Here is a 15,152-nt window from a genome sequence, read left to right as displayed (position 1 = left end):
CTGTTCTGTCCCGTCGATCAGCGGGGCGCGTCCGCGGCATCCGCCACGTCGGCTGCGGCGTTCGAAAGCTGGGGTTTCGGTGTGGCCGCAAGCGATTTCAGCAGCGCCGGATCCTGCAGCAGCCTGTTGACGAGCGATTCCGCGCCGGACTTGCCGTCCATGTACGTTTGCAGGTTCGCGAGTTGCGTGCGGGCTTCGAGCAGTTGCCGCAGGGAATCGACCTTGCGGGCGACGGCCGCCGGCGAGAAGTCCTCAATGCTCTCGAAGGTCATATCGACCATCAACTGCCCCTCGCCTGACAGCGTGTTCGGCACCGCGAATGCGACGCGCGGCTTGATCGCCTTCATCCGTTCATCGAAGTTGTCGATATCGATATCGAGGAAACTGCGGTCGGCAACCGGCGGCAGCGGTTCGACGGGCTTGCCGGAGAGGTCCGAAAGCACGCCCATGACAAACGGCAGTTCGACTTTCTTCTCGGAGCCATAGACTTCGACGTCGTACTCGATCTGCACACGTGGCGCCCGATTGCGCGCGATGAATTTCTGCGAACTACTGGGAACAGACATTGAGGTCTCCGTGGACGGTGGTGATGAGTCGGCAGCGTTTAGTCAACCTGCTCGACGGAAAGGGAAGGTGACATTGCGGCTGCTGATGGCTCGACCGGGGCATGCGCATACGTGCATTGGAAAGTGAGCGCCACGATGGGTGGTGCGCTCGCGTCGACGACGTCGATTTCAATGCGCGTGATGGGCCATTTCGACGAAAATGCGTCGAGCCACAACGCGGACAGGCGAGGCAGCACGTGTTGTTCGATGAAGCCGATTAGCACACGAGCCCCGGTTTCCTCGACAAGACATCTGCCGACGATGTAGTCGACCACTTGCTGGTTGTAGGCAAGCGCAATATCGTGGGCGCGGGCCATGCGCATGACCACGCGGTCCAGATGCAAGCGCACGATGCGCGCAAGCGATTCATCGGCAAGCGGCCGGTACGGCACCACGGTGACGCGGCCGAGGAATGCCGCGGGAAATGCCTTGAGCAACTCGTGTGTGAGGGCTTCGCGCAGCCCGTCGGCGTCCGGCGAGAGCGGTGCGTCGGCACACAGGCTTGTCGTCAGTTCCGATCCGGCGTTGCTGGTGAGCAGAATCGTCGTGTTGCGGAAATCGATGTAGCGGCCGTCACCATCTTCCATGTAGCCTTTGTCGAAGACCTGGAAGAACATTTCGTGCACGTCGCGGTGGGCCTTCTCGATTTCGTCGAGCAAAACCACCGAATAGGGGCGACGCCGAACGGCCTCAGTGAGCACACCTCCCTCGCCGTAACCGACATATCCGGGCGGAGCGCCTTTCAGTCCGGAAACGGTATGAGCCTCCTGATACTCGCTCATATTGACGGTGATCAGGTTCTGCTCGCCGCCGTAGAGCGCCTCTGCCAGTGCGAGCGCCGTCTCGGTTTTGCCCACGCCGGACGGCCCCGCGAGCAGGAATACGCCCAGCGGCTTCTTCGGATCCGTTAGGCCGGCGCGTGCGGTTTGCACCCGCTCGCCGATCTGATGCAGTGCATCGCGCTGGCCGATCACACGCGCCTCGAGCGTGGCCGGCAGCGACTGCACGGCGGCCACTTCGTCGGTGAGCATGCGGCCGACCGGGATGCCTGTCCAATCCGACACAACCTCCGCGACGATCGCTTCGCTCACCTCCGGAAACACCAGCGGCCCATCGCCCTGCAATTCGGTGAGCGCGCGTTCCAGTTCCTTGAGCGGATGAAGCGGTCTGCGCGTATCCATGCTTCTGTCTGGTTGCGATGCACCAGCATCGGCACCGAGCGCATGACGGGCGGCGAGCAAGGCCTGCGCCGCGAGGAGCTGTGCTTGCCAGCGCGCTTCGATGCTTTGCTCGGCGGCGACGAGTTCATCGATGCGACTCTGGGCCGCCTCCAAGGCGCGGCCGGCATCGAGGCCGATACGCGATTCCGTGGCGAGCAACTCGCTTTCGACGCGCGCTGCCCGCACGCGTTGACGCACGTCCTGCAGCTCTCGCGGGGGCGCATGCTGGGAAAGTGCGACACGCGCGCAGGCGGTGTCGAGGAGACTGATTGCCTTGTCCGGCAACTGACGGGAAGGGATATACCGATGCGACAGGGTCACGGCCGCGCGGATCGCCTGGTCACGCACGACCACGCCGTGATGCCGCGAGAACGTTTCCGCAAGTCCGCGCACCATGTCGATCGCCGCCAGTTCTTCCGGCTCCGGCACTTGCAGAACCTGGAAACGCCGCGTGAGCGCGGGATCCTTTTCAATGTGCCGTTTGTACTCCGCCCAGGTCGTCGCGCCGATCGTGCGAATCGCGCCGCGCGCGAGCGCGGGCTTGAGCAGATTGGCGGCGTCGCCGGTGCCGGCCTGGCCGCCCGCACCGATCAGCGTGTGGATTTCGTCGACGAACAGGATCACGGGGACCGTTGATTTCAGCGCCGCCTCCAGCACGCCTCGCAGACGCGCTTCGAATTCCCCCTTCATGCTTGCGCCTGCGAGCAGTGCGCCCACGTCGAGATTCAGCAAGCGCACGCCCACCAGCTTGGGCGGCACGTCGCCCGCGGCGATGGCGCACGCCAACCCCTCGACAACAGCGGTCTTGCCGACGCCCGCCTCGCCGGTCAGCAAGGGATTGTTTTGCCTGCGGCGCAGCAGCACGTCGATCATGGTGCGAATTTCCAGCTCGCGCCCGACGACCGGGTCTATTTCACCGTTGTGTGCGCGCGCTGTCAGGTCCGTGCAGAACTGTTCGAGCGGCGAGCCCTTTGATACCGCGGAAAGGGCCTGCGAGGCTTCACCGGGCACCGCTGGCGAGAAATCGCTGTTGTCGTAAGGTGCGTCAGCGGCTTCGGGCGACCCGTCGATGTACGCAAGAACAGCGTCGTCAAGACCTTCGACAGGTATCTTGCCGAACGCCGGTGAGATGGACAGCAGCACACGCCGCAGTTCAGGCGTCTGTACGAGTGCGGCGACGAGCCACGCGCTACGGATACTTCGGTCGTCGAAACTAAGTGTTGCAAGCACCCACGCGCGTTCGATTGCCAATTCGACGTAATGCGAGAAGTCACTGATCGAACTGGCACCCGCGGGCAGTGCGGCCAGCGCACGCGCCAGATCGCGATCTAGCGTTGCGTGATCGATGCCACAGTGCCGCGCGATCCGATGCAGGTCCGAATCAGGCTGCTGCAGCAGTTGATGGAGCCAATGCACAAGCTCGATATACGGATTGCCGCGCAGCTTGCAGAAGGCCGTGGCGGACTCGATGCTTCTGTACAGCGTGGTTCCAAGCTTGCCGAAAAGCGCCTGACGCGAAATCGCCATGTGGTTTCTCTGAATCGTTGTTCTTGGTTTTGTGCTTTCGACTATTGCCGGACAACGTAATTTCTAATCAGCCTAACGACTATTCAATTTAGTCTGGTCGAATCAAGGTTGTATTCCGAATTTCCCGATATTCTTTGGAATAAGCAAATCGTCTTGACTGTATTAAACACATGGCTTGGATGATTCGTCAATTGACTATTGCCTATAAAACTTGCAACTTATCTAGATTGGGAAATTTCTATTCAATGTTCGGAAAGTTCTTCGTGGTGGATATGTTGTCATTGGTGTTTTGTCTGCATGTCTTTGTTTTTATGGCATAAAAATATATCTCTATATTGCATTTAAATGTTGGTGAGTGTTGTGAGGTTGGGGGCTGTCTAACGTCGATCAAGGTTTTTCGGCGAATGGTGTTTGTCTCAAAAATAAGATCGGCTATCGGAGTAAAATTTTATTCGATGGGTAATGGACTAATGCCCGCGAGTTGTGGTTAAAATGCGATCTCTCGCCATTGAGGAAAGGCACGGGAATCGCATGTGGATAAACAGGCTTATCAGGCGCGACGCCATGGCGCCGACGCGCATTGAACCGGGCGCGGCCGAAACGGAATGCGGACTGCGGGAAGACATGCGCCTCGCACGCGAGGCCGTCGACGATCCACTACGTGCCTGTGAAGACGATGCCGAGGACCGCATCGACGAAGACTTGCGTGGCAGTAGCGCCATATTCGGACTGATCGGCGGCGCCCTGGCCTCTGAAAATGGCGAATCGCGGCGCGAACGAGACGAGGCAGGTAATGGCGCCGACGATCTGATCGAGACGCTGCATGAGCAGTATCGTCGCGTGCTTGTTGATCCGCAGGCATCGCTTACCGAAGGGTGGGGAGCACAGCCGGCGTTATCGGCGGGACTGCACCCGGCTTTGCACTATGAGTCATCGGTGGTTGCTCAGGCGCCGCACAGCGGGTCGATAGAGGCACTCCTGTCCGGCGCGCGCTTCATGGAAGACGTCTTCGGCCCGCTGGCGGCGGCTCATGAAGCTGACCTGGCGGCACCGGATCCGGTCCCGGAAATCCTGGGTCTTTTTGCGCCGGAGGAATACCTCGCCGCGGCAGCGCGGCGCGCCCGCGCGTTGCCACCTGCGCTTGCGCGGCGCGAGCACCATACGTTGGGTCTTGACAGCCCATTGCCGGCCTCCCATTCATTGACACACGATGACGCTCGATGACCGCGCAGCTATCCCGCATCAACCCGACGACCGATCACGGCATGCCGCTCGATGAGCGCATCGCGGCTGCTGAAATGCAGATTCGCACGCGCCCCGCAGCAGCCGAATTTCGCTGGGCGCTGTTCCAGTTGTTATGCGTGACCGGTCATTGGGAGCGCGCAATCGGTCAGCTCCAGGTGTTCGCGCAACTTTGCCCCGAGCAGACTCAGGCCGTTCAGGTGTATCGCGATCTGATTCGCGCCGAGCTCTGGCGCGCGAAAGTCATCGCGGGTCGCGAGCGTCCCGGGTTCGTCTTCCACGCGCCGTCATGGGTCGAGGGGCTCATCGAGGCGTTGCGTCTGAGCGCTGCCGGTCAGATCGACGCCGCCGATCAGGCGCGCTATGCGGCGCTCGATCGCGCGCCGCTCGTCGCGGGTCAAGCGCCGCATTTCGCGTTCGACTGGATCGGCGACAGCGATTCGCGCTTCGGACCAGTCTGCGAAGTGGTGATGGCAGGACGCTACCGGTGGTTGCCGTTTTCAGATCTTGCCGCGTGGAAGGTCGAGCGTCCCGCCACGCTCCTTGATCTCGTCTGGGCACCGTGCACGTGGACGCTGCTCGACGGCACCACGGTTTGCGGCTTCGCGCCGGCGCGTTACCCTGGCGCGGAAGATGTGCAGGGGGACAGCGGTGAGCGCGATGCCATCCGACTAGGACGCAAGACGGTGTGGCGGGAATCGGGGGCGACCGGCGTGATCGCCCATGGCCGGAAAACGTGGACAACCAGTGCCGGCGACTTGAGTCTCTTCGAGCTTGCTGGTTGCGAATTCAGTAACGGCGCGAGCAAGCGCGGATCGAATCAGCAGGGCGGCTCAAATGAACAGGCTTAAGCCGGCGTCGAAGCCAATGCGCGGCGACGCGCGGTCGGTTCGTGATGGCGGCACCACGCCTCGGCGTGCGAATGCGCACCTGCTGCCGACCTTGCTCGACCGCCTGCGTGACGATGCCCCGCAGAGGCAGACAGAAGCGCCCAATGAATACGCGGTGACCCGTGCACAGATGCGCGACATCGTGCAGCGCGACCTGGCGTTCCTGCTCAACACGACCAGCATCGAGGACCTGATCGATCGCAAGCGGCATCCGCACGCGGCTTCGTCGACCGTGAATTTCGGCGTGCCGCCGCTGGCGGGCGCGTTCACGGCAACGCGCAAGTGGGAAGACATCGAGAAAATCATCCGGACCGCGATTAGCGAGTTCGAGCCGCGGCTGATCTCCGATTCGCTCAGCATTGCGCCGCTCGCGGGAGTCGATGCCGACGTTCACTACAACGTGCTGGCATTCGAGATCCGCTGCATGATCCGCATGGATCCTTATCCGCTCGAATTCATGGTGCAGAGTTCGCTCGATCTGGAAACGAGTCAGTTGAACGTCACCGGCATGCGCGCGGGCTGAGCACAGCCCTCCGTTGCGCAAGAGAAGCTTAAAGAACAACGAGAAAACACCGATGGATCCGCGACTGCTCGACTACTACAACCAGGAATTGATCTACATGCGCGAGCTCGCCGGCGAGTTCGCGCAGGCTCATCCCAAGATTGCGCGGCGGCTCGGCATGCAGGCGGGTGAGGTGGCGGACCCGTATGTCGAACGTCTGATCGAGTCGTTCTGCTTCATGGCGGCACGCATGCAGATCAAGCTGGATGCCGAGTTTCCGCGTTTCACCGGGCGGCTGCTCGAAGTCATCTACCCGAACTACGTTGCTCCCACGCCTTCGATGGCCGTCGCGCGCCTGTACCCGAGCCCCGTCGAAGGCAATCTTGCCGAAGGCTTCCGCGTTGCACGCGGCACCGCCTTCAAGTCGCGCGTACCCGATGGAGAGCAGACGCCCTGTCAGTTCCGCAGCAGCCAGGACGTGATGCTCTATCCGCTGGAGATTGTCGACGCAAGGTTGACCGGCATTCCGCCCGACATTGCCTCGCTCGGCCGCTACGTGCCGCCGAACGTGCAGGTACGCGGCGCGCTGCGCCTGAAGTTGCGTACGACTAATGCAGCATCCATGGCCGATCTGCGAGGGCTGGACAGATTGCCTGTGTACCTGGCGGGTGACGAACAGGTTGCTTCACACCTGTTCGAACTGATCCACGCGGCGGGCATTGCAACGATAACCGGCGTGCCGGGTCAGTTCGGCACAGCCGGCCGGCCGCTGTCCGTGGTGAGCTCCGACGCGGTGGTTCACGAGGGGCTGGGGCACGACGAGGGCCTGCTGCCACTCACGTGGTCGAAATTTCACGGACACAACCTGTTGCACGAATACTTCGCGTGCCCGAGTCGCTTCTATTTCTTTACGCTAACCGGTCTCAAGGAGGGCCTGCGCCGCGTCAACGGCCCAGAAGCGGAAATTGTCCTGCTACTCGACCAGTCGCCCGACCGGCTCGCGAGCCTCGTCGACGCGTCGCGCTTTGCGCTGTTCTGCACGCCGGTCATCAACCTGTTCCGTAAGCACACCGACCAGATCGAACTGTCGGAAGGCGACACCGAGTTCCGCATCGTGCCGGCGCGGCTTCATCCACTCGACTATGAGGTGTTTGCCGTTGAAAAGCTGTCCGGGCAGGTCACGACGACGTCCGCCGAGCGCGAATTCCGGCCGCTATTTCAAACGTTGAACAACGACGAAGGAAATTACGGACGGTATTTCTCGACGCGCCGCGAGCGCCGGCTGATTTCGGACTCGGCGCGCCGCTACGGTACACGAACACCGTATATCGGCACGGAGATGTTTGTGTCGCTGGTCGATCAGCACGAGGCACCCTACAGCGAGGAAATCCGCTACCTGTCGGTCGATGCGTGGGTTACCAACCGCGATCTGCCAAACCTTGTGCCGCGTGACGGCGTCAACGATCTTGCGGTAGCCGACGCCGATGCGGTGGCGAGCACCGGCTTGATTCGCGCCCCCAGTGTGCCGAGAGCGCCCTACGCGGAGCGCGAGATGGCCTGGCGGCTGATCCGTCAACTGAACTTCAACTATTTGCCCCTTGACGATCTCGATCACCGCGAGGGCGGGCAGGGCTTGCGTGACCTGTTGCGACTGTTCCTGGCAGCCGACGACACCGAGCACCGACGTCAGGTCGAAAGCCTCGTCGGCGTGAAGACACGGCCGGTGGCGAGGAAACTTCCTGGTGGTGGCCCGCTGGTGTTCGGACGTGGCATCGAGTGCGCGCTGACCGTCGACGAAACCGGCTTCTCGGGCACCAGCCCCTATCTGTTCGGCCTGATTCTCGAGCACTATCTGACGCGACACGTGTCGGTCAACAGCTTCACGCAGACCGAACTGCATTCGATGCAGCGCGGCCGCGTGGCGAACTGGCCCGCGCGCATGGGCACGCGTGGGATCGTCTGATGGACCGGGCCCTGCTTAAGGCGATCGTGCGCGATGCAGCGCTTTCGCCGGAGTTGATCGAACGCCTGCGGGCCGAGCCGTGGCGCTACGGCTTCCTGATGCTGCTGCGTCGCATCGGCGCCGATCCGCGAATCGATCCGGTCGGCACGGCGCAACGCCCGCAGGCGGAACCGTTTCGTCTCGGGCAGCAGCCGAGCCTGACCTTCGCCCCGCGCGAAATTGCGAGCGTCGGGCAGGCGAACGGAAGACTGAAAGTGCGCCTCTTCAGTCTGGGGATGCTCGGGCCGAACGGGCCGCTGCCGATCCACGTAACGGAGATTGCGCGCGAACGTGAGCAGAGCCGACGCGATACCACGTTGGTCAATTTCCTCGACATCTTCCACCACCGCTATCTGACGCTGCTGTACCGCGCATGGGCGTCCGCCCAGGCCGCGGCGGGACTCGATCGACCCGGCAACGAGCGATTCTCGTTCTACGTTGCGAGCCTTACCGGCCAGGATGTCCGCGAGATCGATCACGGGCCGCTGCCTGCGCATGCTCGGCTGTCGGCCGCGCCGCATCTGGTGCGCGAGGCGCGTAATCCGGATGGCCTGCGCGCCACGCTTGCGCACTACTTCGGCGTGCCAGTCGCCATCGAGGAATTTGCATTTCACTGGTTCGACGTGGATCCGAGCGAACACAGCCGTCTCGGCTGGCCTGGCTCGCCGTCGACAATGTGCGACGGCGCGACGCTCGGTGAACAGATTCCTGATCGCCAGCACAAATTCCGCATTGTCGTCGGTCCGGTCGACCTCGACGAATACCTGCGCTTTACCCCGCAGGGTGCGGATTTGCCGCGACTGATTGAATGGGTCAGGACGTTCGTCGGCAATGAGTTCAACTGGGAACTGGAACTGCGCATCCGGCCGCAGAGTGCGCCGCCTGCTGTCATGGGCGGTCCGCAGCAGCTCGGATGGTCCGGGTGGCTGGGACGTTCAGCGTCTGAAGAGCGGATTACCGGTATGCGTTTCGAGCCGGAACGCTATGTAAAGGAATTCAAGCGATGCCGTGGATGTGGCGCAGCCGCGCGGGTGATGAAGGTAGACGATGAGCAATAACAGAAAACAGGCGCCCCAGAAAGCCGCGCCGGCCAAAGGGCCAGCGCTCCACGACTGGATGATGCCGGTGGATGACAGCGCTCCTTGCGGGGCCGACCTCGAATACGATCCGGAATTCGTGGTGCTTTCGGCGAAAGTGGCCACAAGGATTGAGGCACAGTATGGCGACTTCGTGGGTTCTCCGGACCCGGTCAACTGGAGCGATGTCGATCGCGACTGCCGGCGCCTGATGATGCGCAGCAAGGACATGCGCCTCGCGGTCCTCTTTACGCGGTGCCGTACGCGCCTTGCGGGTGCCGCAGGTCTTGCCGAAGGCACCGGATTGCTCGCTGCATGGCTGGCTGCGTTTCCCGACGGGATTCACCCGCAACCGGGCGTCGACACAGACCGTGATGCCGCGCTGGAAATTCGCATGAATGCCTTGCAGACGTTGGCCGATACAGACGGTCTGCTATCGGACGTGCGCGAGATCGCGCTGACGAAGTCGACAGCGACACGCCTGCAGGTGCGCGACGTTGAACGCGCCTTTGCCCAACCGCGTCCGAGCGATGCGCTTGCGCCCGAGTCGGTGACGCGGCAACTCGATGATCTACGCGTGCAACAACCAGCGGCCCTGGCGGGATTCAATGACGCGCTGGCGAGCGTCGCCGCGATTGACGCGTGGAGCCGCGAGCACCTGAGTCTCTACGCCGCGGACTTGTCAGCGCTTACCCGGTTGCTGCGACAACTGAGCACCGGGGAAGTGCGATCGGACAGCGCTCACCCGGCGATCGTCGCGGCCGACGCGCAGGCTATGGACGAAGTCACGAATGCCGCGTCGGGCGATTCGTTACCCGCGAACGAAGAGAGAACAGCATCGCCTGTCGCTGCCGCCGTCAATCGCCGCTTGGACGTGACACCGGCGGATCGTCAAGCCGCGCTCGAACTGGTCCGGGCAGCTCGTCAGTGGTTCGAGCAGCATGAGCCGAGCAGTCCCATTCCAGTGCTGCTGCGGCGCGCGGAACGATTCGTCGGCAAACGCTATGCGGAGGTGGTCCTGGCGATTCCGGCCGAGTTGCTCGTGCAATGGGACAACGAAACATGACGTGCGCTGGTGAGAAACACAACCGAAAGATGCCTTGCATCAGCCCGATCAGTGACGGCAAAAGCGAACCCGATCCATGCGCAACCGTCGCTTCCAGCATCTTTGGAATGTAGATCGTTTATGAACAAGCATGCGCATGTCCATCGTCAGGTTAAGCACGGCAAGCAGGGTTGGGTGGCAAGAGACCCGTTGATCGTGCCGATCGCGTCGCGAGACGCGTTGCGCAAAGCGATAGAGCTCGAAGGCATTTCACCGACCGAATTCAGTGACCTGCTCTGGATCACGGCGCAGGAATCGGCGGGGGTTGTGAATGCTCACAACCCGGTGTCGACGGCGCGGGGTCTGTTCGAGTTGCTGCGTGCCCCGTATGGCCTCAATCCGAATCGCGAAAACGCCCGTGGAATACAACCAGTTGCGCGCTTTAGTGGCCATTGCCCAGCACGGCAGCATCCGCGCCGCGGCCAAGACGGTGTGCCTGTCCCAGCCCGCGTTGACCAAGGCGATTCGCAAGATCGAGCAGGAATTGGGCGTGCCGCTCGTGACACGCAGCGCGCGCGGCGCGCAACTCGACTGTTTCGTCGAAGCCGTCGCGTCAGCGCCGCTTTTTCAATCCGACACCGATCGCGCGGACGTCGCATGAGCAGTCCACGTGCCGCGATCATGCATCAATGCGATGCCGCACGTTTGATGCGATGGAAGTTGCGGTCGAAGTAGATCAAGCCATCGCCATCGCTTCGTACGCTAATGCGTGTGGTCTTCACGAACATCACCGAGTGCGAGCCGACTTCCTTCAGGTCGACGATCTCGCCTTGCAGACTCGCCAGCGCGTCGCGCAAGACCGGCACGCCGTGCGTGCCTTCGTCCCAGATGGGCCAGCCAAAGCGTTCTTCCATCGGCACCTGGGTCATGCCCGCGAAGTGGCGCGCGAGCAGTTCGTGCTCGCCTGGCAGCACGTTGATGCAAACATGCCGGTTGCTTTGGAAGGTCGCGTGCATGGCGCTCGACCGGTTCAGGCAGACGAGCAACGTAGGCGGCGTATCGGTGACCGAGCACACGGCGCTCGCGGTGACGCCGCATCGTCCATGCGGGCCCGCTGTCGTGATCACGTTGACGGCGGCGCTGAGGTGCGCCATGGCTTGACGGAATTGCTGTTTCGCGTCCATGTGAGCTTCGGCGTCGGGAGTCGCGTGTTGGGTCGGCGTCATCGTTCGGGTTCCTAGGCTGATCTCGTGTGATTGGATTCAAGCGTAAGCAATCCCCGCGGAAAATAAAATCCGCGCGAGCGGTAGCCGGGCAGCCGTGTTTCCCAGTCCGTCTAAAGCTTTCCCCAATGCATCGCCGAATGTTGGGCTGGTAGGCAAAACAAAGCGGCATTTCAGGGTAACTATCGCTTTGCAGCGCTTTTTCCGCTGGTTATGATGGACCAGTAATACGCTTCGATTCGCATCTAAAACTACCACCATGCCCCAGCCTTCGCAGTCCGCCACACCCCTCGCACCGATCGTGTACATCGTCGACGACGACAGCGGCATGCGCACGTCGCTTGCGTGGCTGCTCGAATCGGTTGGCGTGAAGTCGGCGGGTTTTCCGAATGCCGGCGAGTTTCTCGGCGCGTTCGATCCGGACGTGCCCGCCTGTCTCGTGCTCGACGTGCGTATGCCCGAGCAAAGCGGCTTCGACGTGCAAGCGGAATTGAATCGTCGCGGCGCCACGTTGCCGATCATTTTCGTCAGCGGCCACGGCGATATTCCGATGTCGGTGCGCGCGTTGCAAAACGGCGCGATCGATTTCGTCGAGAAACCGTATAACTCGCAGCAGATGCTCGACCGCGTGCAAAGCGCGCTGAAGCTCGCCGCTCAACGTCACGTGGCCGCCCAGAAGCAGCGCGAGTTGCGCAAGCGGATCGAGTCGCTGACCGCGCGTGAAAAAGAGGTACTGCGCGGCGTGATCGACGGCAAGGGCAGCAAGCGCATTGCCAGCGATCTGTCGATCAGCGTGAAGACCGTCGACGTGCATCGCTCGAGCATCAAGGACAAACTCGGCGCGGCCTCGATCGCGATGCTGGTGCGCGAGGTGATGGCGGTGTGGGATCAGGATGCGGACACAGGCGGCATGCAGCGTTGAAGCATGCCGCGTTGGTGTGCACGCCCATCGGCTTAGCGCATGAACACGCCACCGTTCACATCCCAGCACGCACCGTTCGCGAAGTAAGCATTTTCCGCGGCAAGCATCACGGCTACGTCGGCGACATAGTCCGCTGAGCCTAGACGTCCGGCTGGAATGTTCGCGATCACTGCCTTCAGTTTGTCGGGGGCCACGCTTTCATGGACGATCGGCAGATCCATCGGTCCGGGCGAAATGGCGTTGACGGTCACGCCCGCAGCGCCGAGATCGCGCGCGAAGACCTTGGTGAGCGTGATTACACCGCCTTTCGCGGCCGCATAATGCGCGCCGGTTGCCGAGCCACCGTTCTGTCCCGCAAGCGACGCGATGTTGACGATACGGCCCGCGCCCGTGTCGGCGAAATGCTGGCCGAACACCTGACAGCCGAACAGCACGCTGCGCAAGTTCACGTTGATCACCTGATCGAATTGCTCGGCGGTAATGTCCATTACGGATACGACCTTCGAGGCGCCTGCGTTGTTGACCAACGCGTCGACGCGGCCCCAGCGCTGCAGGATCGCGTCGCGCGCCGCGATGAACGCGGCTTTCGCGGTCACGTCGAGATTCAGCGCGAAAGCCGTGGAACCGTCGGCGCTCAGATCGCGCGCGAGAGCTTCCGCGGCATCGAACGCGATATCGCCGATGGCAACCGCGTAACCCGCCGCATGAAAGCGCGTCGCGATCGCGGCGCCCAGGCCGCGCGCCGCGCCGGTGACTAGAACGACTCTTTTCTGCATTGCATCCACTCCACTTCGCTTCACTTCGAAAAATCGGCCGCCGTTCGAACGGCCCGAGGCATGGCTCAAGCGATTCAAGAGGCGAGGGCGGCCTCGAAACGCGCCGCGATCGCGCACACCTGCTCGTCCTGACCCTTGCGTCCGACGATTTGCAGACCTGCCTTGAGCGGCGAACCGCCGATCGGCAGCGGCAAACTCAGCGCGGGATGGCCACTCAGATTGAACGGCCGGATCAGCGACGACATCGCGATCACCGACTTGCCGCCCCGCGCTTCGTCGAGTGTGATCGGCAGGGCGGGCAGCGTGGGGAGAATCAGCACGTCGACATTGCTTAAAGCGTGATCGACTGCCGCGGTGAAGTCGCGGCGCACCTGTTCGGCCGCATCGAGTTGCGCGGCGGTGGTGTTGGCCGCGGCGCGCAGGCGCGCGTCGAGATCCGCGCCGAGCTTGCCACTGGCCACCAGATGACCGAACGCGCGCGAAGTCTCGACATTGATGACCGCGACGCCCGCGTCGAAGGCGGCGGCGAGGCCGGCGAGCGGCAGCGCGTGCGCGGTGCAGGCGGCTTTTTCGGCGGCGCGTGTCACGGCTTCGAGGATCTCGGGCGCGGCCTCGGCCTGCACGATGCCGACTTTGCAGGCGCCTTGCCACGCGTGCGCGGCGTTCGCATCGAAGTTAGCGGCGATGGCCTGCATCGCGGCAACGAGCATGCGCATGTCACGTGCAAACGGTCCAACGCAATCGAGCGTGGACTCTCGCGGCGCCACGCCGAGCCGCGACACGCGCCCGAAGGTGGGCTTCAAACCGATCACGCCGCAACATGCGGCGGGGCCGCGAATCGAGCCGCCGGTGTCGGTGCCGAGCGCGGCGTCGGCGAGCTTGAGTCCGACTGCCGCCGCTGATCCGCTCGACGATCCGCCCGGAATGCGCGCCGCGTCCTGCGGATTCTGCGGCGTGCCGGTGTAGTCGTTGATGCCGGTCATGCCGAACGCCAGCTCATGCATGTTCGCTTTGCCGACGATGTGCCAGCCGGCCGCGAGCAATCGTTCGACGACTTCGGCATGCTTTTGCGCGGGCGGCGTATCGGCCAGTGCGCGGCTCGCGGCGGTGGTGGCGTAACCGGCGATATCGATCGTGTCCTTGATAGCGATGCTCGGGCCGGTGCCGCCCAACGACAGCGTCTGGATAAATTCGTTCATGGGTGCGGTTTCCTTGCATTGACTTGCCACGGCGCGTCGAACAGGCGCTCCGTGCGAAAGTGCGTGATGAGCCAGTCGCGGCCGTTGCCGGCAGGCGCGAAATCCACTTCCAGGCGCGCCGAGATCAGTTCGGCTTGCGCATCGACATAGCCAGACGCTTGCAGCATGATCCAGCGGCCTTTCGCGCTCGCGCCTTGCACGTCGATAGTTTCCGACGTGAGGAAGTGCACGTTCACCGAGAAATGCGGCGAGGGCGGCAGGTAGCGCGTGAGCATCGCGAGAATTTCAGCGTGGCCCGTCAGGCGGCCGAACTTGTTTGCGTACTGTGGGCCGATGCCTTCCCAGATCGCGTCGGTGGAGAACAGCGCCGCGAGCGTCTCGTCTTCGAGCGCGCCGGACGGCACGTCGCATAGCGCCATATAGCGCGCCATCGTGCGGCGCACGGCCGATTCGGCTTCGAGCGCGGCGAGGCGTTCGGTCAATATGGCAAGCGTATCCTGGTTCGCGTTCATTGCGGCACGCTCAAGCGGCGTTGGCATGTTGCGGCGGCACTTGCAGCGCACGTCCGACACGCGCTTCGATCTTGCCGTAGCGCCACAGGTTGTACTCGCCCACCGGCGTGGTGCGATACAGATTGCACACGGCTACGGTGGTGTCGAAATCGCGCACGTCGGCCATGATATAGAAGGTCCAAGGCGAGTTGTCGGCATGGCCTACCGTGAGGCGGTCGTCGTCCATGATGCCGAGCACCTTGACGCCTTCCATCGCTTCGATCGCGGCCAGCATCTTGCCGTAAGCCTGCCAGACTTCACCGATTTGTTCGCGCGGCAAGTCGAAGAAATTCTGCGTGACGCCGCAGCAGAATAGAACACGCAGCGGCAGCGTTGAAATATCGGACATGAGGCGTTGCTCCTTGCAATCGT

Annotated in this window: 15 protein-coding genes; 8 read left to right on the top strand and 7 right to left on the bottom strand. The window is 62.7% G+C overall.

Features of this window, described 5'->3' with window-relative positions:
- Positions 1–17: 17 nt before the first annotated feature.
- Both tssB and tssH read right to left on the bottom strand, forming a co-directional pair.
- On the bottom strand, positions 18–566 hold the full coding sequence (gene tssB / locus P0D73_RS06665; protein WP_408282063.1) for a type VI secretion system contractile sheath small subunit: 549 nt from the start codon (positions 564–566) through the stop codon (positions 18–20).
- 38 nt (positions 567–604) lie between these two features.
- Positions 605–3,352, bottom strand: coding sequence for a type VI secretion system ATPase TssH (gene tssH / locus P0D73_RS06660; protein ID WP_408430461.1), 2,748 nt, complete (start codon positions 3,350–3,352; stop codon positions 605–607).
- A 564-nt stretch (positions 3,353–3,916) separates the two neighbouring features.
- On the opposite strand from tssH, the gene P0D73_RS06655 reads away from it, so the two are divergent.
- The 7 genes from P0D73_RS06655 to P0D73_RS06625 all read left to right on the top strand — a co-directional run bounded on the left by P0D73_RS06655 (position 3,917) and on the right by P0D73_RS06625 (position 10,770).
- A complete protein-coding gene (locus tag P0D73_RS06655) occupies positions 3,917–4,576 on the top strand; it encodes a TagK domain-containing protein (RefSeq protein ID WP_408430458.1) in 660 nt (219 codons plus the stop codon).
- The gene (locus P0D73_RS06650) at positions 4,573–5,445 is read left to right on the top strand and encodes a type VI secretion system accessory protein TagJ (RefSeq protein WP_408430455.1); all 873 of its coding nucleotides are present in this window, start codon (positions 4,573–4,575) and stop codon (positions 5,443–5,445) included. Before P0D73_RS06655 ends, P0D73_RS06650 begins: the two co-directional genes overlap by 4 nt.
- Before the next feature lie 16 nt (positions 5,446–5,461).
- A complete protein-coding gene (gene tssE, locus P0D73_RS06645) occupies positions 5,462–6,007 on the top strand; it encodes a type VI secretion system baseplate subunit TssE (protein ID WP_408176905.1) in 546 nt (181 codons plus the stop codon).
- A gap of 52 nt (positions 6,008–6,059) precedes the next feature.
- Positions 6,060–7,949, top strand: a complete 1,890-nt coding sequence (tssF, locus tag P0D73_RS06640) for a type VI secretion system baseplate subunit TssF (protein ID WP_408430452.1) — start codon at positions 6,060–6,062, stop codon at positions 7,947–7,949.
- Entirely contained in the window at positions 7,949–9,046 is a 1,098-nt protein-coding gene (gene tssG / locus P0D73_RS06635) for a type VI secretion system baseplate subunit TssG (protein WP_408311065.1), read from the top strand. The genes tssF and tssG overlap by 1 nt, the downstream gene beginning before the upstream one ends.
- Positions 9,036–10,130, top strand: coding sequence for a type VI secretion system protein TssA (locus P0D73_RS06630; protein ID WP_408430450.1), 1,095 nt, complete (start codon positions 9,036–9,038; stop codon positions 10,128–10,130). Before tssG ends, P0D73_RS06630 begins: the two co-directional genes overlap by 11 nt.
- A gap of 367 nt (positions 10,131–10,497) precedes the next feature.
- Entirely contained in the window at positions 10,498–10,770 is a 273-nt protein-coding gene (locus P0D73_RS06625; RefSeq protein ID WP_408176575.1) for a helix-turn-helix domain-containing protein, read from the top strand.
- Positions 10,771–10,795: 25 nt separating this feature from the next.
- Here P0D73_RS06625 and hpaC read toward each other — a convergent pair whose 3' ends face one another.
- Positions 10,796–11,335, bottom strand: a complete 540-nt coding sequence (gene hpaC, locus P0D73_RS06620) for a 4-hydroxyphenylacetate 3-monooxygenase, reductase component (protein WP_408311077.1) — start codon at positions 11,333–11,335, stop codon at positions 10,796–10,798.
- 256 nt (positions 11,336–11,591) lie between these two features.
- On the opposite strand from hpaC, the gene P0D73_RS06615 reads away from it, so the two are divergent.
- The gene (locus P0D73_RS06615; protein WP_408430448.1) at positions 11,592–12,254 is read left to right on the top strand and encodes a response regulator transcription factor; all 663 of its coding nucleotides are present in this window, start codon (positions 11,592–11,594) and stop codon (positions 12,252–12,254) included.
- A gap of 32 nt (positions 12,255–12,286) precedes the next feature.
- Here the strand turns inward: P0D73_RS06615 and P0D73_RS06610 are convergent, their stop codons facing one another.
- From P0D73_RS06610 to P0D73_RS06595, 4 genes are all read right to left on the bottom strand, one after another.
- Entirely contained in the window at positions 12,287–13,030 is a 744-nt protein-coding gene (locus tag P0D73_RS06610) for an SDR family NAD(P)-dependent oxidoreductase (protein WP_408176579.1), read from the bottom strand.
- Positions 13,031–13,104: 74 nt separating this feature from the next.
- Positions 13,105–14,229, bottom strand: coding sequence for an amidase (locus tag P0D73_RS06605; protein ID WP_408176580.1), 1,125 nt, complete (start codon positions 14,227–14,229; stop codon positions 13,105–13,107).
- Complete coding sequence (locus P0D73_RS06600; protein ID WP_408430444.1) at positions 14,226–14,741, bottom strand: nuclear transport factor 2 family protein; 516 nt, start codon at positions 14,739–14,741, stop codon at positions 14,226–14,228. The genes P0D73_RS06605 and P0D73_RS06600 overlap by 4 nt, the downstream gene beginning before the upstream one ends.
- 10 nt (positions 14,742–14,751) lie before the next feature.
- Positions 14,752–15,129: a hypothetical protein gene (locus P0D73_RS06595; protein ID WP_408430441.1), complete on the bottom strand. Its 378-nt coding sequence runs from the start codon at positions 15,127–15,129 to the stop codon at positions 14,752–14,754.
- Positions 15,130–15,152: the final 23 nt, after the last annotated feature.

Origin of the sequence: Paraburkholderia sp. RL18-101-BIB-B, from assembly GCF_046026985.1 — a bacterium.
GTDB lineage: Bacteria > Pseudomonadota > Gammaproteobacteria > Burkholderiales > Burkholderiaceae > Paraburkholderia.
This window is presented reverse-complemented; position numbering and strand designations above follow the sequence as displayed.